This window comes from Xanthomonas hawaiiensis (assembly GCF_031834635.1).
GTDB classification, from domain to species: Bacteria; Pseudomonadota; Gammaproteobacteria; order Xanthomonadales; family Xanthomonadaceae; genus Xanthomonas_A; species Xanthomonas_A sacchari.
The window spans coordinates 443307-467544 of the sequence record NZ_CP115873.1 but is presented as its reverse complement, the minus strand read 5'-3'; the positions used below and the strand labels follow the sequence as shown (position 1 = coordinate 467544).

18 protein-coding genes are annotated in these 24238 nt (G+C 71.1%); 9 read left to right on the top strand and 9 right to left on the bottom strand.

Features of this window, described 5'->3' with window-relative positions:
- Positions 1-235: 235 nt before the first annotated feature.
- The 4 genes from PG878_RS02080 to PG878_RS02065 all read right to left on the bottom strand — a co-directional run bounded on the left by PG878_RS02080 (position 236) and on the right by PG878_RS02065 (position 7274).
- Positions 236-1093, bottom strand: a complete 858-nt coding sequence (locus tag PG878_RS02080; protein WP_209030549.1) for a PA4780 family RIO1-like protein kinase — start codon at positions 1091-1093, stop codon at positions 236-238.
- A gap of 406 nt (positions 1094-1499) precedes the next feature.
- A complete protein-coding gene (locus PG878_RS02075) occupies positions 1500-2948 on the bottom strand; it encodes an efflux transporter outer membrane subunit (RefSeq protein WP_209030548.1) in 1449 nt (482 codons plus the stop codon).
- Positions 2945-6073, bottom strand: a complete 3129-nt coding sequence (locus tag PG878_RS02070) for an efflux RND transporter permease subunit (RefSeq protein WP_209030547.1) — start codon at positions 6071-6073, stop codon at positions 2945-2947. Before PG878_RS02070 ends, PG878_RS02075 begins: the two co-directional genes overlap by 4 nt.
- 10 nt (positions 6074-6083) lie before the next feature.
- Complete coding sequence (locus PG878_RS02065; RefSeq protein WP_209030546.1) at positions 6084-7274, bottom strand: efflux RND transporter periplasmic adaptor subunit; 1191 nt, start codon at positions 7272-7274, stop codon at positions 6084-6086.
- A 296-nt stretch (positions 7275-7570) separates the two neighbouring features.
- Here PG878_RS02065 and PG878_RS02060 point away from each other — a divergent pair, with 296 nt between their 5' ends.
- Positions 7571-10000 carry a membrane-bound PQQ-dependent dehydrogenase, glucose/quinate/shikimate family gene (locus PG878_RS02060; protein WP_311186010.1) on the top strand — a complete coding sequence of 810 codons (2430 nt, stop codon included), beginning with the start codon at positions 7571-7573 and terminating at the stop codon, positions 9998-10000.
- 214 nt (positions 10001-10214) lie between these two features.
- Here the strand turns inward: PG878_RS02060 and PG878_RS02055 are convergent, their stop codons facing one another.
- From PG878_RS02055 to PG878_RS02040, 4 genes are read right to left on the bottom strand one after another with little or no spacing between them, the layout of a single operon-like run.
- Positions 10215-11522 (bottom strand): MFS transporter, encoded by a 1308-nt coding sequence (locus PG878_RS02055; RefSeq protein ID WP_209030545.1) that lies wholly within the window; start codon positions 11520-11522, stop codon positions 10215-10217.
- Between the two features lie 48 nt (positions 11523-11570).
- Complete coding sequence (aroD, locus tag PG878_RS02050; protein WP_244672548.1) at positions 11571-12476, bottom strand: type I 3-dehydroquinate dehydratase; 906 nt, start codon at positions 12474-12476, stop codon at positions 11571-11573.
- Between the two features lie 36 nt (positions 12477-12512).
- Entirely contained in the window at positions 12513-13808 is a 1296-nt protein-coding gene (locus PG878_RS02045) for a carbohydrate porin (RefSeq protein ID WP_209030617.1), read from the bottom strand.
- A 29-nt stretch (positions 13809-13837) separates the two neighbouring features.
- Entirely contained in the window at positions 13838-15349 is a 1512-nt protein-coding gene (locus tag PG878_RS02040) for a right-handed parallel beta-helix repeat-containing protein (protein WP_209030544.1), read from the bottom strand.
- Positions 15350-15627: 278 nt separating this feature from the next.
- On the opposite strand from PG878_RS02040, the gene PG878_RS02035 reads away from it, so the two are divergent.
- On the top strand, positions 15628-16179 hold the full coding sequence (locus PG878_RS02035) for a gamma carbonic anhydrase family protein (protein ID WP_209030543.1): 552 nt from the start codon (positions 15628-15630) through the stop codon (positions 16177-16179).
- Positions 16180-16188: 9 nt separating this feature from the next.
- Here the strand turns inward: PG878_RS02035 and PG878_RS02030 are convergent, their stop codons facing one another.
- Positions 16189-16662 (bottom strand): Lrp/AsnC family transcriptional regulator, encoded by a 474-nt coding sequence (locus PG878_RS02030; protein ID WP_160968722.1) that lies wholly within the window; start codon positions 16660-16662, stop codon positions 16189-16191.
- A 125-nt stretch (positions 16663-16787) separates the two neighbouring features.
- Between PG878_RS02030 and PG878_RS02025 the strand changes: the two genes are divergently transcribed.
- The 7 genes from PG878_RS02025 (at position 16788) to PG878_RS01995 (ending at position 24163) form a co-directional block, all read left to right on the top strand.
- Positions 16788-17348: an RBBP9/YdeN family alpha/beta hydrolase gene (locus PG878_RS02025; RefSeq protein WP_209030542.1), complete on the top strand. Its 561-nt coding sequence runs from the start codon at positions 16788-16790 to the stop codon at positions 17346-17348.
- A 128-nt stretch (positions 17349-17476) separates the two neighbouring features.
- Positions 17477-18400, top strand: coding sequence for a DUF2167 domain-containing protein (locus PG878_RS02020; protein WP_209030541.1), 924 nt, complete (start codon positions 17477-17479; stop codon positions 18398-18400).
- Positions 18401-18573: 173 nt separating this feature from the next.
- Entirely contained in the window at positions 18574-19251 is a 678-nt protein-coding gene (locus PG878_RS02015) for an RDD family protein (RefSeq protein ID WP_209030540.1), read from the top strand.
- The gene (locus PG878_RS02010; protein ID WP_209030539.1) at positions 19248-20303 is read left to right on the top strand and encodes a stage II sporulation protein M; all 1056 of its coding nucleotides are present in this window, start codon (positions 19248-19250) and stop codon (positions 20301-20303) included. Before PG878_RS02015 ends, PG878_RS02010 begins: the two co-directional genes overlap by 4 nt.
- A complete protein-coding gene (locus tag PG878_RS02005) occupies positions 20293-21990 on the top strand; it encodes a DUF4129 domain-containing protein (RefSeq protein ID WP_209030538.1) in 1698 nt (565 codons plus the stop codon). The genes PG878_RS02010 and PG878_RS02005 overlap by 11 nt, the downstream gene beginning before the upstream one ends.
- On the top strand, positions 21987-23174 hold the full coding sequence (locus PG878_RS02000) for a DUF4350 domain-containing protein (RefSeq protein WP_209030537.1): 1188 nt from the start codon (positions 21987-21989) through the stop codon (positions 23172-23174). The genes PG878_RS02005 and PG878_RS02000 overlap by 4 nt, the downstream gene beginning before the upstream one ends.
- Complete coding sequence (locus PG878_RS01995) at positions 23171-24163, top strand: AAA family ATPase (protein WP_010340348.1); 993 nt, start codon at positions 23171-23173, stop codon at positions 24161-24163. Before PG878_RS02000 ends, PG878_RS01995 begins: the two co-directional genes overlap by 4 nt.
- Positions 24164-24238: the final 75 nt, after the last annotated feature.

Genomic DNA, 24238 nt, shown 5'->3' with positions numbered 1-24238 from the left:
GGCGTCGGCCAGATTGTTATGTTCGATAACCATTTTCGCAAATAAGCGAACCGGAACGACCGTGCGCGGCATCCGGCGGATCAGCCGCAGGCAGCCAATCGTCGCCGCGCAGAGGCGCGTGCAATGCAGGCGTGGCGTGGCATCGCGCAGCTTGCGGCCCGCCCTGGCGGCGGGCGGACACGCGGCGCCGTCACACTGCGCCGCAGCATGGACTTGCGCACTGCCGCAACGCGGCTCAGTCGTCCTGCGCGGCGGCCTCGCGCCCCTGCTGGCGGATGATCGCCTCCTGCCGTGCGTCCTCGATCGAGGCGCGCACGGCGCGCACGTCGGCGCGGCGGGTGTCGAAGGCGAAGCGGCCGGTGAGCGCGCTGTCCGGGCGCAGCGTGCCCTTCTCGTACAGCGCCCACATCTCCTCGCCGTAGTGGGTGGCGTTGAGTTCGGGGGCGAAGCGGCCCAGGCAATCGCGCAGGTTGTGCACGTCGCGCAGCAGCATGGTGCGGGCGGCGTTGTTGCCGGCGGCGCTGACCACCTGCGGGAAGTCGATCACCACCGGGCCGTTGGCGCCGACCAGCACGTTGTATTCGGACAGGTCGCCGTGGACCAGGCCCAGACACAGCATCTTCACCACGTCGCCGACCAACTGGATGTGGAAGGCGTGCGCCTGCGCTGGTTCCAGCTCCACTTCGCTCAGACGCGGCGCGCTCTGCCCGTCGGCGTCGGTGACCAGGTCCATCAGCAGCACGCCGTGGAAGTAGCCGCGCGGCTGCGGCACGTGCACGCCGGCGTCCACCAACTGGTACAGGGTGTTGGCCTCGGTGTCCTTCCACGCCGCTTCCTGCTCGCGGCGGCCGAACTTGCTGGCCTTGCCGATCGCCCGCGCCTGGCGGCTGCCGCGCACCTTGCGCCCTTCCTGGTACTGCACGCGGGCCTGGAAGCTGCGCTGCGCCATGTCCTTGTAGACCTTGGCGCAGAGCACGTCGTCGCCGGCCTGGACCACGTACACCGCGGCCTCCTTGCCGCTCTTGAGCGGGCGCAGCACGCCGTCGATGACGCCATCGTCGATCAGCGGCTGCAGGCTCGGGGGGATCTTCATCGGGTGCGGCATACCTGGAGTGAGTCGCCGCGATTATGGCGCAAGCCTGGTGCAGTGCCCGACAGGCCGCTGTGGCGTCGAGGGTATCGCCAACACGCTGAAGCGGCATCCGGCGCGGCCTGCGGCGTGTGCGACGAACGATCGGCGGCGCGGCGGCGTCCGGCATTTGTCTACGACGTCCGCCGAGGTGTACCGCCGCGTTCAGCTATCGAGACGTTGGCGCGGGGCTGTCGTGTTGTGTGCGGCGAGGGCGCGCGCGAGGCGTTGCCTGGTGGATGGTTGGATAGGCGTTCGACTGCTGTCGCGTCGGGACTGAAGTCCCTCCCACAGGAGGCATCGCGCGTGGCGAGGCTTCTGCCCGCTCGGGCCTGCCTGAGGCTCGCCTCAGGCAGGCCTCGATTCCAGCTCAGGGGACGGCAGCGGCCTGAGCCGCGGCCTGGGCATCGGCGCCGCCGCCGAGCACCTGGTACAGGGTGACGCGGTTGCTGGCGTCCTGCAGGCGCAGCGCGATCAGCGCCTGCTGCGCGGCGAACAGCGCGCGCTGCGCGTCCAGCACCGGCAGGTGGCCGTCCAGGCCGGCACGGTAGCGCGCGTCGGCCAGGGTGTAGCTGCGCTGGCTGGCGTCGACCAGGGCCTGCTGCGCGGTCAGCTGCGCCTGCAGGTGGTCGCGCGTGGCCAGGGCGTCGGCCACTTCGGCGAAGGCCGACTGGATCGCCTTCTCGTATTGCGCCACGGCGATGTCCTTGCCGAGCTTGGAGGCATCCAGCGAGGCCTTCAATGCGCCGGCATGGAAGATCGGCGCGGTGATGCTGGGCACGAACGACCAGGTGCGGCTGCCGGCGGAGAACAGCGTGGACAGCGCATCGCTGCTGCGCCCGGTGGAGGCGGTGAGGCTCAGCGACGGGAAGAACGCCGCGCGCGCGGCGCCGATGTCGGCGTTGGCCGCCTGCAGGCTGTGCTCGGCGGCGAGCACGTCCGGACGCTGCAGCAACACCGTCGAGGACAGATGCGCCGGCAGCGGCGCCAGCGCGACGCTGCCCTGCATCGTCTGCGCGGTCGGCAGCAGCGTCGCATCGACCGGTGCGCCGACCAGCAGCTGCAGCGCATCGCGCGCCTGCGCCAACTGGGTGGCGGCGCTGGCGACGGCGACGCGTGCCGACTCCACGCTGGTCTGCTGCTGCGCCAGGTCCAGCCCGGACGCGCTGCCGATGCTGTGCCGGCGCTCGGTCAGTTGCAGGGTCTGGGTCTGGCTGTCCAGGGTCTGCTGCGCCAGATCCAGTTGTTCCTGGTCCGCGCCCACGGTCAGCCACGCCGCGGCGACCTGGGCGACCAGGCTCAGGCGCACGTTGCGCTGGTTCTCGGCGCTGGACAGCCAGTTCTGCAAGGCCTCCTGCCTGAGGCTGCGCAGTTGGCCGAACAGATCCAGTTGCCAGCTGCTGAGCCCGACCTGCAGGGTGTCGCTGGTGCTGACCTGGGAGACGCCGTCGTCGTTGCTGGCGGCGCTGCTGCGGCCGCGGCTCATGCTGGCGTTGGCGTCGAACGAGGGCAACTGCGCGGCGCGCTGGAGGCGGTACTGCGCACGCGCCTTGTCGATGGACAGCACGGCCACGCGCAGGTCGCGGTTGTTCTGCAAGGCCAGCGCGATGGTCTGGCGCAGCCGCGGATCCAGGAACACCTGCTGCCAGTCCGGCATCGCCAGCGTGTCGGTGGCGGCGCCCGCGGCGGGTGCCGCATCGACCGCCGCCAGGTCGGCTGGTACCGGTGCCGCCGGGCGCACGTAGGTGGGCGCCAGGGTGCAGCCGGACAGGGCCAGCAGCGTGGCCACCGCCACGCTCATGCGAGAGATCGCACTCATGCCTGCGCCTCCGACTTGGCGACCGCCGGTCCGGGGAACAGGCGCCGCACGATCACGTAGAACAGCGGCACGAAGAACAGGCCCAGGGTGATCGAGGCCAGGGTGCCGCCGGTGACGCCGGTACCCAGCGAGTGACGCGCGGCCGAGCCGGCGCCCTTGCTGAACACCAGCGGCAGCACGCCGAGCAGGAACGCCAGCGAAGTCATCAGGATCGGCCGCAGGCGCATCTGCACCGCGTGCAGGGTGGCGGCGAGCAGGCTTTCGCCGCGATGTTCGAGGTCGCGCGCGAACTCGACGATGAGGATGCCGTTCTTCGCCGCCAGGCCGACCGTGGTCAGCAGGCCGACCTGGAAGTACACGTCGTTCTCCAGGCCGCGCAAGGTCATCAGCAGCACCGCACCGAACACGCCCACCGGCACCGCCAGCATCACCGCGAACGGGATCGACCAGCTCTCGTACAGCGCCACCAGGCACAGGAACACGAACAGCAGCGAAATCGCGTACAGCGCCGGCGCCTGGTTGGCCGACAGCTTCTCCTGGTAGGCCATGTCCGACCACGCGTAGCCGAAGCCGTGCGGCAACTGCTTGCTGAGTTCGGCCATCGCATCCATCGCCGCGCCGGAGCTGACCCCTGGCACCGCCTGACCGGTCAGCTCCATCGCCGACACGCCGTTGTAGCGTTCCAGCGCCGCCGGCGCGCTGGTCCAGTGCGAGCGGGTGAACGCGGACATCGGCACCATGTCGCCGCCGCCGTTGCGCACCGTCCAGCGGTCCAGGTCCTGCGGCGCCATGCGCGCATCGGCATCGCCCTGCACATAGACCTTCTTGATGCGGCCCTTGTAGATGAAGTTGTTGACGAAGTCGCCGCCGAGCGCGCTGTTGAGCGTGGCGTTGATGTCGCCCGGATCCACCCCCAGCGCCTGCGCCTTGGCGTCGTCGATCTTGACCGCGTACACCGGCGCGTCTTCCAGGCTGGCGTAGCGCACGTTCATCAGCTTGGGGTCGTGTTGGGCCAGGCGCAGCAGCTTGTCGCGCGCGGCGACCAGGGCGGTATGGCCCGCGCCCTCGTAGTCCATCAACTCGAAGGTGAAACCGGAGGCGTCGCCCAGGCCGGTGATCGCCGGCGGCGAGGTCACGAACAGTTCCGCATCGGGCACGTCGGCCAGCGCCTTGTTCAGATGGTCGGCGATGGTCGCCGCGTCGTCGTCGCGGTCGTCCCAGTCCTTCAGCCGCACGAAGGCCATGCCGACGTTCTGGCCGGCGCCGGTGACGCTGAAGCCGGCCGAGGACAGCACCGAGCGCACGCCCGGATCCTTCAGCGCGGCCTTGGTCAGCCGGTCGGTCACCGCCAGGGTCTGCTCCAGGGTGGAGCCGGCCGGCAGCTTGACCAGCACGTTGAGCATGCCCTCGTCCTCGTCGGGCAGGAACGCACCGGGCAGGCGCCACAGCAGCAGGCCGGTGACCGCGATCAGCAGCGCGTAGGCGACCAGGCCCAGCGCGCGCCGGCCCAGCACCCGTTCGACCAGCGTGCGGTAGCGCTCGGACAGGTGCCGGAAGCGGGTGTTGAACCAGATGAAGAACCAGCCCAGGCGCCCGTGCGAGCCGATCGGCGCCTCGCCCTGGTGCAGCGGCTTGAGGATGGTCACGCACAGCGCCGGGGTCAGGGTCATCGCCACCAGCACCGACAGGATCATCGAGGCGGCGATGGTGATGGAGAACTGCCGGTAGATCACGCCGGTGACGCCGTTGAAGAACGCCATCGGCACGAACACCGCGGTCAGCACCAGCACGATGCCGACCAGGGCGCCGCCGATCTGCTGCATCGAGCGCAGCGTGGCTTCCTTCGGCGGCAGGCCTTCCTGGCCCATCACCCGCTCCACGTTCTCCACCACCACGATGGCGTCGTCGACCAGCAGGCCGATCGCCAGCACCATCGCGAACATCGTCAGGGTGTTGATCGAGTAGCCGAACGCGGCGAGCACGCCGAAGGTGCCCATCAGCACCACCGGCACGGCGATGGTCGGGATCAGCGTGGCGCGCCAGTTCTGCAGGAACAGGTACATCACCGCCACCACCAGCAGCACCGCCTCGATCAGGGTGATCACCACTTCCTTGATCGAGGTGGTGACGAACGGCGTGGTGCTGAAGGCGATGTGGTAGTTGAAGCCGTGCGGCCAGTACTGCTTGAGTTCCTGCAGGCGCTGGTCGATGGCCTTGGAGGTCTCCACCGCGTTGGCGTCGGAGTTCAGCTCGATGCCCAGCGAGGCCGACGGCTTGCCGTTGAAGCGGGTGATGCTGTCGTAGGTCTCCGGGCCCAGGCCGATCCTGGCCACGTCCGACAGGTGCACGGCGGCGCCGCTGGCATCGCTCTTGAGTACGATCGCGCCGAACTGCGCCGGGGTCTGCAGGCGGCTGCGGGTGGTCACGGTGGCGTCCAGGCGCTGCCCGCGCAGCGCCGGCTGGCCGCCGATCTCGCCGGCCGACACGTCGGTGTTCTGCGACTGCAGCGCGTTCTCCACGTCCGAGGGCATCAGCGCGTACTTGCGCAGCTTCTCCGGGTCCAGCCAGATGCGCATGGCGTATTCCGAGCCCATCGGCTGGATGTTGCCGACGCCGCTGACGCGGCTGATCTGGTCGTCGATGTTCGATTCCATGTAGTTGGCGACATCGAAGTTGTCCATGCTGCCGTCGTCGGAGGTGAACGCCACCACCTCGAACAGCGAGCCGCTGGACTTGGTGATGACCAGGCCGTTCTGCTGCACCGCCTGCGGCAACACCGACATCACCGACTGCAACTGGTTCTGCACCTGCACCTGCGCGGTGTCGGCATTGGTGCCGGTCTCGAACACCAGGTTGACCTGCGCGGTGCCGTCCGAGGCGCTGGTGGAGGTCATGTACAGCAGGTGGTCCAGACTCTGCTGCGACTGCTCGATCAGCTGGGTGACGGTGTTCTCCACCGTCTGCGCCGAGGCGCCGGTGTAGGTGGCGCGCACGGTGATGGTGGGCGGCGCCATGTGCGGATAGCGTTCGACCGGCAGGCCATGAATGGCCAGCATGCCGATCAGGACGATGACGATGGCCATGACCCAGGCCACCACCGGGTGGTTGACGAAGAAGCGCGACATGCGGGAGTCCTCAGTCGGCCTGGGCGTCGTCGCCCGGCAGCGCCGGCGCGGCATCGAGCTGGGCGGCGGTGACCGGATACGGCTGCGCCGGCTTGCCGAGGTCGGCGCGGCTGCCGTTGACCACGATCAGGCGCTCGCCCGGCTTGAGCCCGGACTCCACCAGCCAGTCGTGGCCGATGGCCTCGCCGGTGCGGATGTGCCGCTCCACCACCTTGTCGTGCGCATCCAGCAGCTTCACCACCGGCTCGCCCTTGCTGTCGCGGGTCACCGCCTGCTGCGGCACCAGCACCGCGCCCTGGTCGGTGGCCATCGGCAGCACCGCGCGCAGGTACATGCCCGGCAACAGCAGGTGCTCGGGGTTGGGCACCACCGCGCGCAGGGTGACGTTGCCGGTGCCGGCGTTGACCTGGGTGCCGACGAACTCCAGCGTGCCGGCGTGCGGATAGGTGCTGCCGTCCTCCAGCCGCACCTGCACCTGCGCCTTGCCGTCGATGGCGTGGATCTGCCCGGCGTCGAGCTGGCGGCGCAGCGCCAGCATCTGCGTGCTGGACTGGGTGACGTCCAGGTAGATCGGATCCAGGCGCTGGATGGTGGTCAGCGCCGCGTCCTGCGCAGCGGTGAGCAGCGCGCCGACGGTGTAGGCGGAGGTGCCGATAGTGCCGGAGATCGGTGCGGTGATGCGGGTGTAGTCGAGGTTGATGCGCGCCGCCTGCAACGCCGCCTTGGCCGCGACCACCGCCGCCTCGTCCTGGCGCAGCGCGGACACCGCGTCGTCGGCATCCTGCTTGCTGGCCGCATCCATGTCGGTGAGGCTGCGGGTGCGCTCGGCCTTGGGCCGCGCGCTGGCCAGTGCCGCCTCGGCCTGCACCAGGTTGCCGCGGGCGATGTCGTAGGCGGCCTGGTACGGCGCCGGATCGATCACGTACAGCGCCTGCCCGGCCTTGACCTCCTGGCCCTCCTGGAACAGGCGCTGGCGCAGCAGCCCGCCGACCTGCGGGCGCACGTCGGCGGTCTCGTAGGCCACGGTGCGGCCGGCCAGGGTGCGCTCCACCGGCAGCGTGCGCGCACCCAGGGTCAGCACCCCCACCCGCGGCGGTGGCGCAGCCGCCGGCTTGTCGCCGGAGCAGCCTCCGGCCACGGCGACGACCAGCACGAGGGCACAGCGAAGGGGGCGACGGGGCGCCAGGAAGAGGTCGGACATGGGGAGTGCGGCTGGTAGAAGACGCGCAACGCTACTCCACCGATGTGTCGCATCGCACCATCCTTGTAACGGTGCGTTGTACGGGCTTCACCAAGGTCGGAGAAACGTCGGAACCGGCACGCAGCGTCGCATTGGCGGACGGCCCCGTTCGTTCTATTACCGAACACAAATGCGATAATCGCCCAATGTGGCGACGTCCTTTCCAGACGCGCCAGGTCATCGTGCGCACGCCCGCCTTCGCCGCCCTCGTGGCCGGCCGCGGACGCCGTGCGTCTCCCCTGCAGAGGATCGAAAACGTGCAAACCCAATCGGATGTGTCGGCCGGCGGCCGGATCGTGCTGTGGAGCGTCGGCCTGCTGCTGGCGCTGATCGGACTGGCGCTCCTGGTCGGCGGCATCCGCCTGGCCACCCTCGGCGGCAGCCTCTACTTCCTGGCGATGGGCGCGGCCTGCGTGGTCTCGGCCGTGCTGTTGCTGCGCCGGCATCCGGCCGGTGCGTGGCTGTACGCGCTGGCCTTCGTGCTCAGCGTGGCCTGGGCGTACTGGGACGCCGGCCTGGCGTTCTGGCCGCTGGTGTCGCGGCTGATGATGCCGGCGGTGCTGGCGCTGCTGGTCGCCCTCGTCTACCCGACCCTGCGCCGCGCCCGCGGCCTGCCCGGCGGCCGCGGCGCCTATGCGCTGGCGGCAGTCCTGGCGCTGGCCTGCGCCGGCGGCCTGGCCGGCATGTTCGTGCCGCATCCGCCGGTGGCCGCCAGCGGCCCCGGCCCGGCACCGGTGCCGGTGACCCCGGCGCAGGCGCAGCGCGACTGGAGCCACTACGGCAACACCGCCGGCGGCAGCCGCTTCGCCGCGCTGGACCAGATCGGCCGCGGCAACGTCGACCAGTTGCAGGTGGCCTGGACCTACCGCACCGGCGACATCGCCCTCAGCGACGGCAACGGCGCCGAGGACCAGACCACGCCGCTGCAGATCGGCGAGACGCTGTATGTGTGCACCCCGCACAACAACGTCATCGCGCTGGACGCCAGCAGCGGCCGGCAGCTGTGGAAGCGCGAGATCAACGCGCAGTCCTCGGTCTGGCAGCGCTGCCGCGGCCTGGCCTATTTCGATGCCGACGCGGGGCTGACCCAGCCCAGCGCCGCCAATGCCTCGCCGGTGGCGCCGGCAGCGCTGCCGGCCGGCGCGAACTGCCGGCGCCGCGTGCTGACCAACACCATCGACGCACGGCTGATCGCGCTGGACGCGGACACCGGCGCGTTCTGCAGCGGCTTCGGCCAGAACGGCCAGGTCGACCTGAAGGCCGGCCTCGGCGCCGCACCCGATCCGTTCTACCAGTTGACCTCGGCGCCGACCGTGGCCGGGACCACGGTGGTGGTGGGCGGCCGCGTCGCCGACAACGTGCAGGCCGACATGCCCGGCGGCGTGATCCGCGGCTTCGACGTGATCACCGGCGCGCAGCGCTGGGCCTTCGACCCGGGCAACCCGCAGGACACGCAGCCGCCGGCGCCGGGCAAGACCTACGTGCGCAGCACGCCGAACGTGTGGGCGCCGATGTCCTACGACGCCGCCTCCAACACCGTGTTCCTGCCGATGGGCAGCCCCTCCACCGACCTGTACGGTGCCGAGCGCAGCGCGCTGGACCACCGCTTCGGCGCCTCGATCACCGCGCTGGATGCGAGCACCGGCCAGGTCAAGTGGGTCTACCAGACCGTGCACAACGATCTGTGGGACTTCGACCTGCCGATGCAGCCGAGCCTGATCGACTTCCCGATGGCCGACGGCCGCCGCGTGCCGGCGCTGATCATCGGCACCAAGGCCGGGCAGCTGTACGTGCTCGACCGTGCCACCGGCACGCCGCTGACCGAGGTCCGCGAGGTGCCGGTGAAGGCCGCCGACATCCCGCACGAACCGTATGCGCTGACCCAGCCGTTGTCGGTGGGCATGCCGCAGATCGGCACCAAGCACCTGAGCGAAGCGGACATGTGGGGCGCCACCCTGCTGGACCAGATGCTGTGCCGCATCGCCTTCAAGAAGATGCGCTACGAAGGCCTGTACACCGCGCCCGGCACCGACGTGTCGCTGAGCTTCCCCGGCTCGCTGGGCGGCATGAACTGGGGCGGGCTGTCGGTCGATCCGGTGCACGACGTGGTGTTCGCCAACGACATGCGCCTGGGCCTGTGGGTGCAGATGATTCCGCAGAAGGCTCAGAAGGCGGCCGCCTCCAGCGGCGGCGAGGCGGTCAACACCGGCATGGGCGCGGTGCCGCTGAAGGGCACGCCGTACGCGGTCAACAAGAACCGCTTCCTGTCGGCGCTGGGCATCCCCTGCCAGGCGCCGCCGTTCGGCACGCTCAGCGCGATCGACCTGAAGACCCGCAGCATCGCCTGGCAGGTGCCGGTGGGCACCGTGCAGGACACCGGCCCGCTCGGCTTCAAGATGCACCTGCCGATCCCGGTCGGCATGCCGACGCTGGGCGGCACCCTGGCCACGCAGAGCGGCCTGGTGTTCATCGCCGGCACCCAGGACTACTACCTGCGTGCGTTCGACAGCGGCACCGGCAAGGAACTGTGGAAGGCGCGGCTGCCGGTGGGCAGCCAGGGCGGGCCGATGACCTACGTGTCGACCAAGACCGGCAAGCAGTACATCGTGATCACCGCCGGCGGCGCGCGGCAGTCGCCGGACCGCGGCGACTACGTGATCGCCTACGCCTTGCCGAACGCCAAGTAGGAATCCGGCGCGCCATTGCCACCTGCACGCGGTGGCAATGGATGGCGCCGCGTTCGTGAGACCTCACAGCGCCTCGACCGCGGCGCCGCGTGTTGGCCTACCCATGAGGTACGGCGCCATGCTCGGCGCCGATCGGGTGACGCGGACCAGGCCGCGCCACAAAGCGGGTTGTCCCCGAAGACCGGAGCAGACCCGCGCCCGCGCCGCCCTGCCCTCAACGCGCCGGCTGCAGCCGCATCGTCAACACCGCGGCAATGGCCACCAGCAGCGGCAACGCCAGGACGTAGTACAGATTGGCCGGCTGCCAGCCGGCGTCGACCAGCACGCCGACGGTCATCGGCGAGAGGATCGCGCCGACGCGGCCGATGCCGATCGCCCAGCCCAGGCCGGTGGTGCGCACGGTCGGCGCGAACACGATCGGCGCCAGCGCATACAGGCCGGCCATCGAGCCGAACAGCGCCGCGCCGATCACGAAGGCCACCGGGAAGGCCAGCTGCAACTGCGTGCCGAGCGTGGCGAACGCCGCCATCCCCAGTGCGGCGATCAGGAAGCTGGCCGCGGTCAACCGCGGCAGCAAGAAGCGTGCGGCCAGGCCGCCGAACAACGCGCCGCCCACGATGCCGCCCAGGTTCAGCAGCACCCCGCCGGTGACGCCCTGTTCGGCCGACAGCCCGGCTTGCACCAGCAGTTTCGGCGTCCAGCTCAGCACGAAATAGAAGGCGAACATGTGCATGAAGAAGCCCAACGCGATCAGCACGCTGTTGCGGCGCAGGCGCGGGGTGAACAGCGCCGCGTAGCCGGCCTTCTCCTGCACCGGTGGGCGCGGCGGCAGGGCGTCCAGGGTCGGTGCGCGCATGCGCGCCAGCAGCGCGTTGAGCCGTGCCAGCGCATCCGGCGGGCGCCGGCTGAGCAGGAAATCCAGCGACTCGGGCAGCAGCGCCAGCACCACCGGGATGCACAGCAGCGAGGCGAGTGCGCCGAACAGGAAGGCCGCATGCCAGCCCCAGCGTTCCAGCAACACAGCGGCGATCAACCCGCCCAGCGTGGCGCCGATGGGATAGCCGGTGGCCTGCAGCGCCACCGCGGTGCTGCGCCACTTCGGGCTGGCGTATTCGGCGGTGATCACGCCGACGCCGGCGAGCATGCCGCCGATGCCGATGCCGGTGAACACGCGCAGCGCGGCCAGTTGCCAGATGTCCTGCGCCAGCGCCGAGGCGGCCATGCCCACGGTCAGGATCGCCAGGCAGCACAGGATCATGCTGCGCCGGCCCCAGCGGTCGGCCAGCGGTGCCAGCAGCAGCGAGCCCAGCGCCATGCCCACCAGGCCGGCACTGAGCGCGATCCCCAGCAGCTTGCCGGACAGGTGCCAGGCCTCCGACACGTGCGGGGCGATGAACGCCATCACCATCACGTCGAACCCGTCCAGCATGTTTAACAGCACGCAGACGGCAATGGCCGTCCACTGGAAACCGCTCATGCGGTCCAGGACGAGCGCGGTGGGCGGGGCGGCGGCATGGCTCATGGGATCACTCCTGCAGGAACGGCGAACGAGAACCGCGGCGATGCGGCGTCACTGCGCGGGCGCGGCCGCGTGCAGCGCATCGAGCGCCTGGCGCAGGCGTGCCGCGTCGATCTGGCCCGGTGCGGAAGCGCTGCCGAGCATGCCGAAGGTCAGGCTCTGCCCGAAGGTGCCGCCGGACAGCCGCGACACCGCGCCCAGCGGCCCCATCGCCATGGTCAGCAGCGGCTGCCCGCTGCGCTGGCGCATCTGCCAGGTCGCATCGAGCAGGCGCAGCACGTCGCCCGGATCGCGCGGCATCACCGCGATCTTCAGCACGTCGGCGCCCAGCGCCTGCTGCCGCTGCAGCCGCGCCACGATCTCCGCCACCGGCGGGGTGGCGTGGAAGTCGTGGCTGGACATCACCACGGACACGCCCTGCCGGTGTGCGCGCTCGACCACCTGCCGCACCACCGCCGGGTCGCGGTCCATCTCCACATCGAGCAGGTCGGCGAAGCGCGCATCCAGCAGGCGCGCATACAGCGCGCCGTAGGCGGCATCGTCGATCGCCACCGCGCCGCCTTCGGCCTTGGTGCGGAAGGTCAGCAGCAGCGGCTTGCCGTGCAGCGCCTGCGCCAGGCGCGGCCCCAGAACCGCCAGCGCCGCCGCGTCGGTGGCGCCGTCCATCAGGTCGATGCGCCACTCGGCAAGATCCGCATCGGGCGAGGCGGCGATGCGCTGCGCCTGCGCCAGCGCCTGCTCGGCGTCTTTCGCGGTGATCGGCACGATGATCTTGGGCAGGCCGGCGCCGATGTCGAGGCCACGGATCTGCAGCACGCGCGGCGGCGGCAGCGGCGCGGCCGCGGATGGCGCGGCGGGCGCCGCTGCCGTAGGCGCCGCGGGTGCGGCCTGCAGCGGCGACGCCAGCAGCAGGCCGGCGCAGCACAGGAAGGTCAGTCGTGAAGGCAACAGGGGCATCGGGATCGGCCTGGGCAGGAGGCGCGCAGCGCGCGCTCAGAAGGTGAGCTTGACCTGCAGCCCCACCGCCAGCGCGTTGTCGGTGCGCGCATAGGCGAAGGTGCCGGGGTTGACGATGTACTGCACATCCGGCCGCAGCATCAGCCATGGCGTCAGCTGCGCGCTGTAGGACAGTTCGTAGAGTTCCTCGGCGGTGTCGAGCGCGAACACCGGCGCGTCCGGCGGCACGCCGGCATCGAGCAGCGCCGCACGCCGCGCGTCGAGCAGACGGTGGTTGATGTCGGCGCCGACATAGCCCAGGGCGATACGGTCCTGGCTGCGCCGGCCGATGCCCTGGTAGACGCCGCCCACGGCGTACCAGCGGGTGATCTGCGCGGTGGCATGGTCGGACACCATGTACTGGGCGAAGCCGGTGAGGCCGCGGCCGCGCTCGCCGCCGGGCGAATACAGTTTCTGTTCCACCAGCAGGTAGGCGCCGTCGCGGCCGGTGGTGGCGCGCGGATCCAGGCCCTTGCGCGGCACCCGCGAGGAGTCGTAATAACCGCCGAACTTGTAGGTGCCCGGGTAGGCGCCGCCGGCGCCCGGCGTCCAGGTGAGTTCGACGGGGAACAACGAGCCGGTGGTGCCGCGCGCGTTCAGGTCGAACGCGGTGTGCGCGTTGTTGTTGGTGCTGGGGTTGACCTGGAACCAGCCCACCCGCAGGTTCGCCGCCGGCGTCAGTTGCTGCGCCACTTCCGCGCCCCAGCGTGCGTTGGGATAGTTGTACCAGCCGCTGTTGCCGGACATCGCCAGCGGATGCGCGCAGAACGCCGCGTTGACGAAGTTGGTCAGCAGCGTGTGCGCGCCGAACTGGTTGCCCATCGCGTAGAAGCCGGCCTTGATGTAGCTGCGCCCGTCGTTGAAGCGGCGGTCGTAGCTCAGTTCGGTCAGCCGGGTGAACTGGCCGCCGTAGGCTTCCTGGATCGGGAAGCGGTTGCCGAGCAGATCGGCCGAGGTGCTGCGGCCGCGGCGATCGTTGACCGTCAGATGCAGCGTGCCGCCGTCCCAGCCGGCCAGTTTCGCCAGGTCCAGGTCCACGCCCAGCCGCACCTGCTGCGCATAGCGCGCACCGCGCTCGCCGCGGCCGCCGTCGACCAGGCCCATGGCTTCGCCGACGTAGTCGCCGCGCACGTTGACGCCGCGCTGTAGCCAGTCGCTGCGCACGCCGTCCCAGTCGCCGCTGAAGGTGCTGTGCACCAGGTCGGTGGCGTCCTGCGCGGCGGCGACGGCCGGGACCAACGCGATGGCCGCGGCCAGCAGCGACCAGACCGGCAACGCCGGCACGCGTCGCACCGTGCGAGCGCCAGCGGATGCAGCGCGGCTCACGGCGCCACCGCCAGCGGTGCGCTCAGCGGCGAGGTCGCGCCGTCGTCGCTGGTGACGGTGGCGGTGAGCGTGGCCAACGCCGCGCCGTCGCCGTCCAGCGGCAGCGCAAAGCGGCCCTGTCCCTGTGCATCCACCGACGCCTCGACACGGCCGAGATAGCGTTCGGCCTCGTCGTCGCCGGGGCGGCGATTGCCGAACAACTCCACCGTGTAGAGGTGACCGGGGCGGCCGACGAAGCTGCCCTGCACCCGCGACACGCCGGCGTCGCGTTCGATCGCGCGCAGTTGCGGAGCGCCCTGGCCGAAGTTCGGCGGCGGTTGGCAACCGTCGGGCGCAGCAGCGCCGCAGATCGCCGCGCGCTTGCGCGGGTCCGGATCGACGCCGATGCCGCGCGAGCCGACGAAGGGCGCATGCTCCAGGCCGGGTACGCCGAACACGATGGCGCCGCGCGGCTGGCCCGGGACGCAGGCGCCGCCGGCGAAACAGCGCTCGATCTTCAGGCCGTTGCCGGACAGCAGGTTGGCGCTGAACCAGTTGGGCTCGCTGCGCGGCTGCGGGCGTACCGCGATGCCGATGCCGTTGCCGGTCAGGCGGTTGCCCTCGATGAGGTTGTCGCGGCCGGTGACGCTGACCCCGATCGAATTGCCGGCGAAGTCGTTGTCGGCGATGGTGTTGCGGTTGCCCCAGTTGATCTGCAGCCCGTCGGAGTAGCGCTCGAAGCGGTTGCGCAGCACGGTGTTGTCGTTGCCCCACAGGATCTCGATGCCCTGCGAGGGCTCGGGGTTGGCGTCGGTGGAGCGGAACACGTTGTCGGCCACCAGGTTCCAGGCCGCGCCGCGGGTCAGTTCCAGGCCGTCGCCGTTGTCGAGGAAGGTATTGCGCTCGATGCGGTTGCGTACCGTGGTGGTGGCGGTGGACTGGCCGTTGCCGTCGTCGCCGGTCAGCATCACCCCGGCGCCGCCGTGGTTGGCGACGATGCGATTGTCGCGCAGCACATTGTCGCTGGCGCGGTTGAGCAGCACGCCGATGCAGAAGTTGCGGATCTCCAGGCCGCTCAGTTCCACGCCATGGGTGTCGCGCAGCACCAGGCCCGGCAGCGTGGTGCTGCGCACGTTGGTGCCGAACTGGCCCTTCTCCGCACCCGGGCAGGCGGCGGTGCCCTTGCCGCGGATGTAGCCGGCGCCGTCGATGGCGATGTACTGGCCGTCGTGCGCCCGCGCCAGGCCCACCACCTGCAGCGGCCCCTGCAACGCCGGCAACGGCGCGCGCGGGTGGATCACGTAGGGCGGCGCGCCGACCGCGGCGATCTCGATGCGGTAGCGGCCGGGCGCCTGGTTGGCGGTGGAGATCGCCCAGCGCAGCGAGCCCGGGGCGTCGTCGTCGGCGTAGCGGTCCACGGTGAGCACGCTGCGCTCCGGCGGCGCCGGCTCGGCCTGGTAGGCGCGCACGGCACCGGGAAGCAGGGCCGCCGCCAACAGGGCCAGGCCGCGGGAAAACGCACAGGACATGCACCATCTCCAACAGAATCGGGACCGCGCCGGCGGCGGACGGCGCCGCGGCCGCCAGCGGCGCACGCGTCGCGCGCTGCCAGGCACCGGGACAGCGGCAACGCTAGTTTTATCGCACTGCACCATTCAAGTGCGAATATCGATTCGCGGTGCGTTTATCGCACAATCGACCGCAGCCGCGTCCCTCCCACGCGCTCCGCAGGCGGGCAGCCGACACGGGGCGCCGCGCTATCATCGGCGCCCGCGTGGCCGCCGGCCGCCCACCGCCGGAGAGCGCCATGTCCCCGATCCGCCCCTACCTCGACAAGACCCCTCAGTTGGGCGCGCGCGTCTACGTGGACCCCGCCTGCACCCTGATCGGCGACGTGGTGCTGGAAGACGACGTGTCGGTATGGCCGGGCACGGTGATCCGCGGCGACGTCAATTACGTGCGCATCGGCGCGCGCAGCAACATCCAGGACGGCACCATCATCCACGTCAGCCACCACAGCCCCTACAACGCGGCCGGCTACCCGACCCTGATCGGCGCGGACGTGACCGTCGGCCACGGCACCATCATCCATGCCTGCACCATCGAGGACCTGTGCCTGATCGGCATGGGCGCGTGCATCCTGGACGGCGCCACGGTGAAGAAGCACGGCTTCGTCGGCGCCGGCGCAGTGGTCGGGCCCGGCAAGACCGTCGGCGAGGGCGAGCTGTGGCTGGGCAATCCGGCGCGCAAGGCGCGCATGCTCAGCGACAAGGAGATCGAGAGCCTGCACTACTCGGCGCAGCACTATGTGCGGCTGAAGGACCGCTACCTGGCCGCGGCCGCGGCAGAGCCGCAGTAGCCTGCGCCGCTATTCGGCCGCCAACGCCAGCAAGGCACGGCCGATCGGACGCGGCGTCTCGCTGCGCAGCACCACGCTGGTGGTCACCGCGCCGAACCGCGCCAGGGCGTCGATGACCGGCTCCAGCTGCGCCGGCGCGGGCACCAGCACGCGCAGCACGAAGCAGTCCTCGCCGGTGACCCGATGCACGTCCAGCACCTGCGGCATCTGCGCGAACAGTTCCAGGCATGCGCCGATCTGCGCATGCGTGGTGCGCAGGCGAACGATGGCCGAGGTCGCCAGGCCCAGCGCGCGCGGATCGACCCGGGCGGTATAGCCGGTGATCACGCCCTGCTCCTCGAGCCGGCGCACGCGCTCGGACATCGCCGGCTGCGACAGCCCGATGCGCCGCCCCAGCGCCGCCAGGGCGATGCGGCCGTCGCACTGCAGCGCCTCCAGGATCGCGTAATCCAGGGCATCGCCCCGCCAGGTCTTCGCCGCCACTCGCCTCGTCCCTTCGCCATGCGCCTTGGATTCATCGGAAAACCGTCGCTTGCGCCGATGCATCGCCATGGCGATGCCAGGCAGGCAGCGCGACACTCACGCCTTCTTCCGACGGAGCGTAGCGCATGCAGGACGTGGTGATCGTGCCGGGCATCGGCGACTCGGGACCAGAGCACTGGCAAACCCTCTGGCAGCGGCACGACCCACGCATGCGCCGGCTGCAACCGGCGTCGTTCGCGCATCCGCACCTGCACGACTGGCTGGGCGCGCTCGACCGCTGCGTGCAGCACTGCGCCACGCCGCCGCTGCTGGTCGCGCACAGCCTGGGCTGCCTGCTGGTCGCGCATTGGGCCGCGCGTGCCGAACGCCTGCCGCGCGGCGCCTTCCTGGTCGCAGTGCCCGACCCGGACAGCGCCGCGTTCCCGCATGCGCACGCGGCCAGTTTCGTCCCGGTACCGATGGCGCAACTGCCGTTCCCCAGCCTGATCGTGGCCAGCAGCGACGATCCCTACGCGGCACCGTCCTACAGCCGTCGCTGCGCTTCCGACTGGGGCAGCGGCCTGGTCGCACTCGACCGCCTGGGACACATCAATGCAGCCAGCGGGCTGGGCGCATGGCCGCACGGCGCGCACTTGCTGGCCGCCTTCGACGCCGGCCTCGGACCCGCACCGGCCTCGCCCGCCTGAGCGCGGTCACGCCTCCCCGGCAGGACGCCGCGTGGCGCCGTGGAACGGGAAGCGCGCGCGCGCGACTGGCGCGCTCCCCGCGCCTGCGCGACACTATGCGCCTCTGGCGTGGGGACGCCACCGAACGAATGGAATCGCAGATGCTCACGATCTCACTGCGCGGCCTGCTGGCCGCTTTTTGCTGTGCGCTGTGCATCGGCGCCGTCCCGGCGCTGGCCCAGGACAGCGGCCCGGACATGACCGCCGAGCAGTTCGTCGGCACGCTGCATTTCCGCGACGGCCACATCGAGGTCCCGCAGGCCAAGGTGCATTTCGACCTGGGCCCGGAATTCCGCTATCTGGACAAGACCGATGCGCGGCGGGTGCTGGAGAGCTACTGGGGCAACCCGCCCGACGACGACGTGCTGGGCCTGATCGTGCCGCGCCGGCCCGCGCTCGACGAGAAAGGCAGCTGGGCGGTGGTGGTCACCTATTCCGACGAAGGCTACGTGTCCGACGAGGACGCCAGCAAGATCGACTACCAGTCCATGCTCAAGGACATGCAGGAGGCCACCCGCGAGGAGAACGCCCAGCGCAAGAAGGCAGGCTACGAGCAGGTCGACCTGGTCGGCTGGGCGGTGCCGCCGCGCTACGACACCGGCAGCAAGAAGCTGTACTGGGCGCGCGAGCTGGCGTTCGCAGGCGAGCGCGAGCACACCCTCAACTACGACATCCGCGTGCTCGGCCGGCATGGCTACCTCAGCCTCAATGCGGTCTCGGGCATGGGCGAACTGGCGCAGGTGCGCGCGGGCATGCAGCAGTTGCTGCCGATGGCCGAGTTCGACAGCGGCGCCCGCTATGCCGACCACAACCCGTCCACCGACAAGATCGCCAGCTACGGCCTGGCCACCCTGATCGGCGGCGGCCTGGCGGCCAAGGCCGGCCTGTTCGCCAAACTCGGCCTGCTGCTGGCCAAGGCCTGGAAGCTGGTGCTGGTCGGCCTGATGGGCCTGGTCGCCGGCGTGCGCAAGCTGTTCGGCGGACGCCAGCGCGACGGCGGCACGGTGCGCTGATCGGCACTGCCGGCATGCTGGGCAATTCACCTCACGCCGGCTAAAGTGCCGCTTCGGAAGCAGGACGCAGTCGAGAGCAGCATGCCGCCACAGGCAGCCGGCCGAACGGAAGGACGGCCCCCCCACATCGCAGGCGCCCTTGTCCGCCGCGCCGCGCGGCGGCGGTGACACGCATGCTCGATACCTACCGCGAGGTCATCACGCCCGAAGGCGTGCCGCTGCATCTGCCGGCCGCCGGCGCGGTGCCGCGCGCGCTGGCCTGGCTGATCGACCTGGCGCTGCGCTTCGCCCTGCTCGCCACCATGGGCACGCTCCTCGGCCTGCTCGGCGGCCTCGGCCAGGGCCTGTACCTGGTGGCGATGTTCCTGGTGTTCTGGGCCTACCCGATCGTGCTGGAGGGCTGGCGCGGCCAGACCCTGGGCAAGCAGGCGCTGGGCCTGCGCGTGGTGGCGCGCAACGGCGCGCCGGTGGGATGGATGGCCGCGATCACCCGCAACCTGTTGCGCACGGTGGACATGCTGCCGTTCGGCTACGCCGTCGGCCTGATCGCCTGCCTGTTCGATGCCCATTCGCGGCGCCTGGGCGATCTGGTCGCCGGCACGCTGGTGGTGCACCAACCGCCGCGCGAGGACGAGGCATTGCCGCCGATCGCCAGCGCCCTCGCCCCGCCACGGCCACTGCTGCCGGCCGAACAGGCCGCGCTGATCGCCTTCGCCGAGCGCGCGCCGCGGCTCACCCCGGAGCGGCAGCTGGAACTGGCCGCCCTGGCGCAGCCACTGACCGACACGCCGGGCCAGGCCGGGGTGCTGCGCCTGTACGCGATGGCCAACTGGTTGCTGGGCCGCCGATGAAACAGGAACAGTTCGTCCTCCGCCATCAGCACGAGTGGCAGGCGTTCGAGGCCTGGCTGCAGCGCAGCGGCAGCGCGCGCAAGCCGGCGCCGGACAGCGCCGACACGCCCAGCGCTGCCACGGCCGCGGTCGCGCCGCCGCATCCGCAGCCGCCGCCGCCGCTCGCCGACGAGGACGTGCCGGCGCGCTACCGGCGCCTGTGCCAGCAGCAGGCGCTGGCGTGCAAGCGCGGCTACAGCCCGCAGGTCACCGCGCGCCTGCAGCACCTGATGCAGCAGGGCCACACCGTCCTGTACCGGGCGCCGCGTCCGCGCTGGCGGCGCGCGGCGGAATTCCTGTTCGCCGAATTCCCGCAGGTGGTGCGCAGCCAGGCCGGCTACATGGCCGCGGCCACCGCGCTGTTCGTGGTGCCGCTGGTGACCATCTTCGTGCTGCTGCAGTTCCGGCCGGAACTGATCCACGGGCTGATGGATCCGATGCAGGTCAGCCAGATCGAGCGCATGTACGACCCGGCCGCCAGCGCGCAGAAGCTCGGCCGCGACAGCGGCACCGATTGGCAGATGTTCGGCCACTACATCATGAACAACATCAGCATCGGCCTGCGTACCTTCGCCAGCGGCCTGCTGGCGGGGCTGGGCACGGTGCTGGTGCTGCTGTTCAACGGCATCACCATCGGCGCGGTGGCCGGGCACCTGCATAAGATCGGCTACGGCGTCACTTTCTGGCGCTTCGTCGCCGGGCATGCGCCATTCGAACTGACCGCGATCGTGATCGCAGGCGGCGCCGGCCTGCAGCTCGGCCTGAAGGTGCTGGCGCCGGGACGGCGGCGGCGCATCGATGCGCTGGTCGAAGGCGGCAAGATCGGCGCACGGCTGTGCCTGGGCGTGGCCGCGATGCTGCTGGTGGCCGCCTTCATCGAGGCGTTCTGGTCGTCCATCGCGACCGTGCCGGCGTGGATCAAGTACAGCGTGTCGGCGCTGCTGTGGACGCTGGTGCTGACGTGGCTGTGGCGCGGCGGCCGCGGCCGGGTGGAGGCCATCGATGCGGATTGAGCGCCTGGACGTGGTGCTGCGCGCACGCTCGGCCTGGGAAGCGATGGAACTGGGCACCGCGCTGGTCCGCCGCCACGCCGGGGCGATCTGGAAGCCGTGGGTGCTGGTCACCCTGCCGCTGTGCGTCGTGCTCAACCTGGGCGCCTGGGTGATCGACCAGTTGTGGCTGGCGCCGCTGCTGCTGTGGTGGCTGAAGCCGGTGCTGGACCGGATCCCGCTGTTCGTGATCTCGCGCGCGGTGTTCGGCGACGTGCCGCGCGTGCGCGACACCGTGCGCGCGCAGGGCACCTGGGGCTGGCGCACGCTGCTCGGCTACCTGACCTGGCGTCGGCTGAGCCCGGCACGCAGCGTGTTCATGCCGCTGGAGTTGCTGGAAGGCGCCAGCGCCGACCAGCAGCGCGAGCGTCGCCGCACCCTGGGCGGGGCCATTTACGGTCACGCGCTGCTGCTGGCCAGCGTGTGCTGGCATTTCGAGGCGATGCTGTGTCTGGCCTGCATCGCCACGATCTTCATGTTCGTGCCCATCGACCTGCTGCCGGAAACCGCGCGCGCGGCCTGGGCGCTGATCGGCGACCAGACGCCGGCATGGGCCGACATCGGCTTCAACGTCATCGGCTGGCTGGCGATGACCCTGATCGAACCGTTCTTCGTCGGCGCCGGGTTCGGCCTGTACCTCAACCGGCGGACCCAGCTCGAAGCCTGGGACCTGGAGATGGCGCTGCGCCGGATGGCCGCGCGCCTGCGCGGCGCCGCGCCGCTGGCGCTGCTGTGTGTGGCCCTGCTCGCCGCGCCGGCCGCGGCGCTGCGTGCGCAACCGGTGGCCGAGGCCGCGGCAACGCAGACCGCGGCGGCGCAGGAGGCGCCCGCCGACGACACGCGCGATGGCGATGGCGAGACCGACACCGCGACGGACACCGACACCCACACCGACACCGACACCGACGGCAAGGCCGCTGCCGCGCACGCCGCCGACAGCCACCACCACAACGCCGCGCATCCGGTCCCGCTGGACGAAGTGTTCGACACCGAGCCCGCCGCCGATGCGCGCTTCGCCCGCGCCGCCGACCGCGCCTACGCCGATCCGCTGCTGACCGCCAAGCGCACCATCGGCTACTGGAAGAAGCGCAATCCCGACGAACCGCCCAAGCCGGACGACAAGCAGCAAGACCTCACCGCGTTCGGCAAATGGATCAAGGCCGCGGCCCAGGCCATCGCCTTCGTCGGCAGGTGGGGCATGTGGCTGCTGGCGGGGATCCTGCTGCTGGTGCTGCTGCTCACCGCCAGGCACTGGCTGCCGTGGATGCGCGGCACCGGGCGCCGCCGCGCGACGGTGCCGGCGGCACCGGAGCACATGCCGGTGCTGGCGCCGCAACCGCTGCCGGACGACGTGGCGACGGTGGCACGACGTGCCTGGCGCGAGGGTCGCCATCGCGATGCGCTGGCGCTGCTGTACCGGGCCAGCGTGGCGACGCTGTGCGAACGCGCCTCGGTGGTGTTGCCGCCCAGCGCCACCGAGGCGCAGTGCCTGCGCGCCGCGCAACGCCTGCCCGATGATGTCGACCGCAGCCTGTTCGCGCGCATGGTGCGGGTCTGGCAGCACGCCGCCTATGCCGGCCGGCTGCCGGAGGATGACGCCTTCGACGCGCTGGTCGACGACCTGCAGCGCCAGTTCCGGTGGCAGGCATGAACAGCGGTACGCGCAATGCGCTGATCTTCCTGGCCGGCCTGGTCCTGGCCAGCGTGGCCGCAGCCTGGTTCTTCGGCCGCTACGAACGCGCCGAGCGGGAGATCGTGCTGCCGCCGCGCGGCGAGGCCGCCTACAACCCGTTGTACGCGCTGCGCCAGACCCTGCGCGCCGACGGCGTGCGCGCCGAATCGCGGCAACGCCTGGACCTGGCGGCGATGCGCCTGCGCCCGCACGACAGCGTGGTGCTGTACGGCGACCCGCGCATGCTCGGCAAGGCCGATAGCGATGCCCTGCTGCACTGGGTGGAGCACGGCGGACATCTGGTGCTGCGCACGCCCACCGTCGAGGTCAAGCCCGGCGACGTGCCGATCCTGGAAGCGCTGGACATCACCGTCGAGGCAAGCAGCCCGGACGACTGCCTGGTGATGGCGGTACCGGGCGCGGCGCCGCAGAAGGTGTTCTGCGGCGGCCGCCGCTTCCACATCGATCCCGATACGCCCGACAACTGGTGGAGCGGCGAGGACGACGACTTCGTGTTTGCGCGCGTGCCCTACGGCGACGGCAGCGTGGACGTGCTGTCGGAGCTGGATTTCCTCGAGAATCAGGACAACCGGCTCGGCAGGATGTTCGAGGGTTCGCCGATGGAGAACGACCCGATGCTGCGCAGCGGCGGGCTGCGCGAGGCCGGCAACCGCCTGCTGGCGCGGCAGGTGCTGGGGCCGAACTACGGCCAGGGCACCATCCACCTGATCTACTCGGCCGAACTGCCGTCGCTGTGGCGCACCCTGTTCACCCGCGGCTGGCCGGCCTGGCTGCCGGCGCTGCTGATCCTGCTGGCCTGGCTGTGGTCGCGCATGCAGCGCTTCGGGCCGCTGCGCGCCGCGCCGGCCGAGGATCGCCGCTCGTTGCTGGAACACGTGCGTGCCAGCGGCGAGCACCTGCTGCGCTTCGGCCGCGCCGACCTGCTGCACGCGGCGGTGCGCGAGGCGTTCCTGGCGCGGCTGCGGCGGCGCGCGCCGCTCGCCGCCGCGCTGGAAGGCCCGGCCCAGGCCGCCGCCATCGCCGACCGTCTGCAACTGCCGGTGGCGCAGGTCGAACAGGCGCTGCAGCCGCCGCCGCCCAATCAACCCGCCGCCTTGCGCGAGCGCATCCGCCTCCTCGTCCAGATGAGAAACCAGTTATGACCACCGCCCCCTCCGACGCCGTCGCGCCGCTTGCCGGCCCTGCCCTGATCGAACGCGCCGAGGCGATCCGCGCCGCGGTCGGCCACGCCTTCATCGGCCAGCCGGAGGTGCTGGAGCAGATCCTGATCGCGCTGCTGGCCGGCGGCCACGTGCTGATCGAGGGCGTGCCCGGCCTCGGCAAGACCCTGCTGGTGCGCGCGCTGGCGCAGGCGCTGGAACTGAACTACGCACGCGTGCAGTTCACCCCGGACCTGATGCCCAGCGACGTCAGCGGCCATGCCGTGTACGACCCCAAGACCGAGAGCTTCAAGATCCGCCGCGGCCCGGTGTTCACCCACCTGCTGCTGGCCGACGAGATCAACCGCGCCCCGGCCAAGACCCAGTCGGCGTTGCTGGAAGTGATGCAGGAAGGCCAGGTCACCATCGAAGGCACGGCCTTCCCGCTGGCGCCGCCGTTCCTGGCGCTGGCCACGCAGAACCCGGTGGAGCAGGAAGGCACCTATCCGTTGCCGGAAGCGCAGTTGGACCGCTTCCTGCTGAAGATCCTGATCGACTACCCGCAACTGGAGGACGAGGCGCGCATGGTCGCCGCAGTCACCAGCGGCCGCAGCGCCGGCGACTTCGACCTGTCGCAGGTGCCGCGCGTGCTTGGCGCCGAGGATGTGGTGGCGATGCAGGCCGGCACCGCGGCCATCGCGGTCGACCCGCAGGTGATCGACTACGCCGTGCGCATCGTCGCCGCCACCCGCCGCTGGCCCGGCATTGCGCTCGGCGCCGGCCCGCGCGGCAGCATCGCCCTGGTCCGCGCGGCGCGCGCGCAGGCGGTGCTGTCCGGCCGCGACTTCGTCATCCCCGACGACATCCGCGACGTGGCCAAGCCGGCCCTGCGCCACCGCATCGCCCTGGCCCCGGAACTGCAGATCGAAGGCCAGAGCGCGGACGACGCCCTCAGTGCGCTGCTGGCCAAGGTGGAGGCGCCCAGGAAATGAGCCGGGAGTCGGGAATGGGGAATCGGGAATGGGAAAAGCCGGGGTTCTCGGCGTTTCCAGTCATTCCCGATTGCG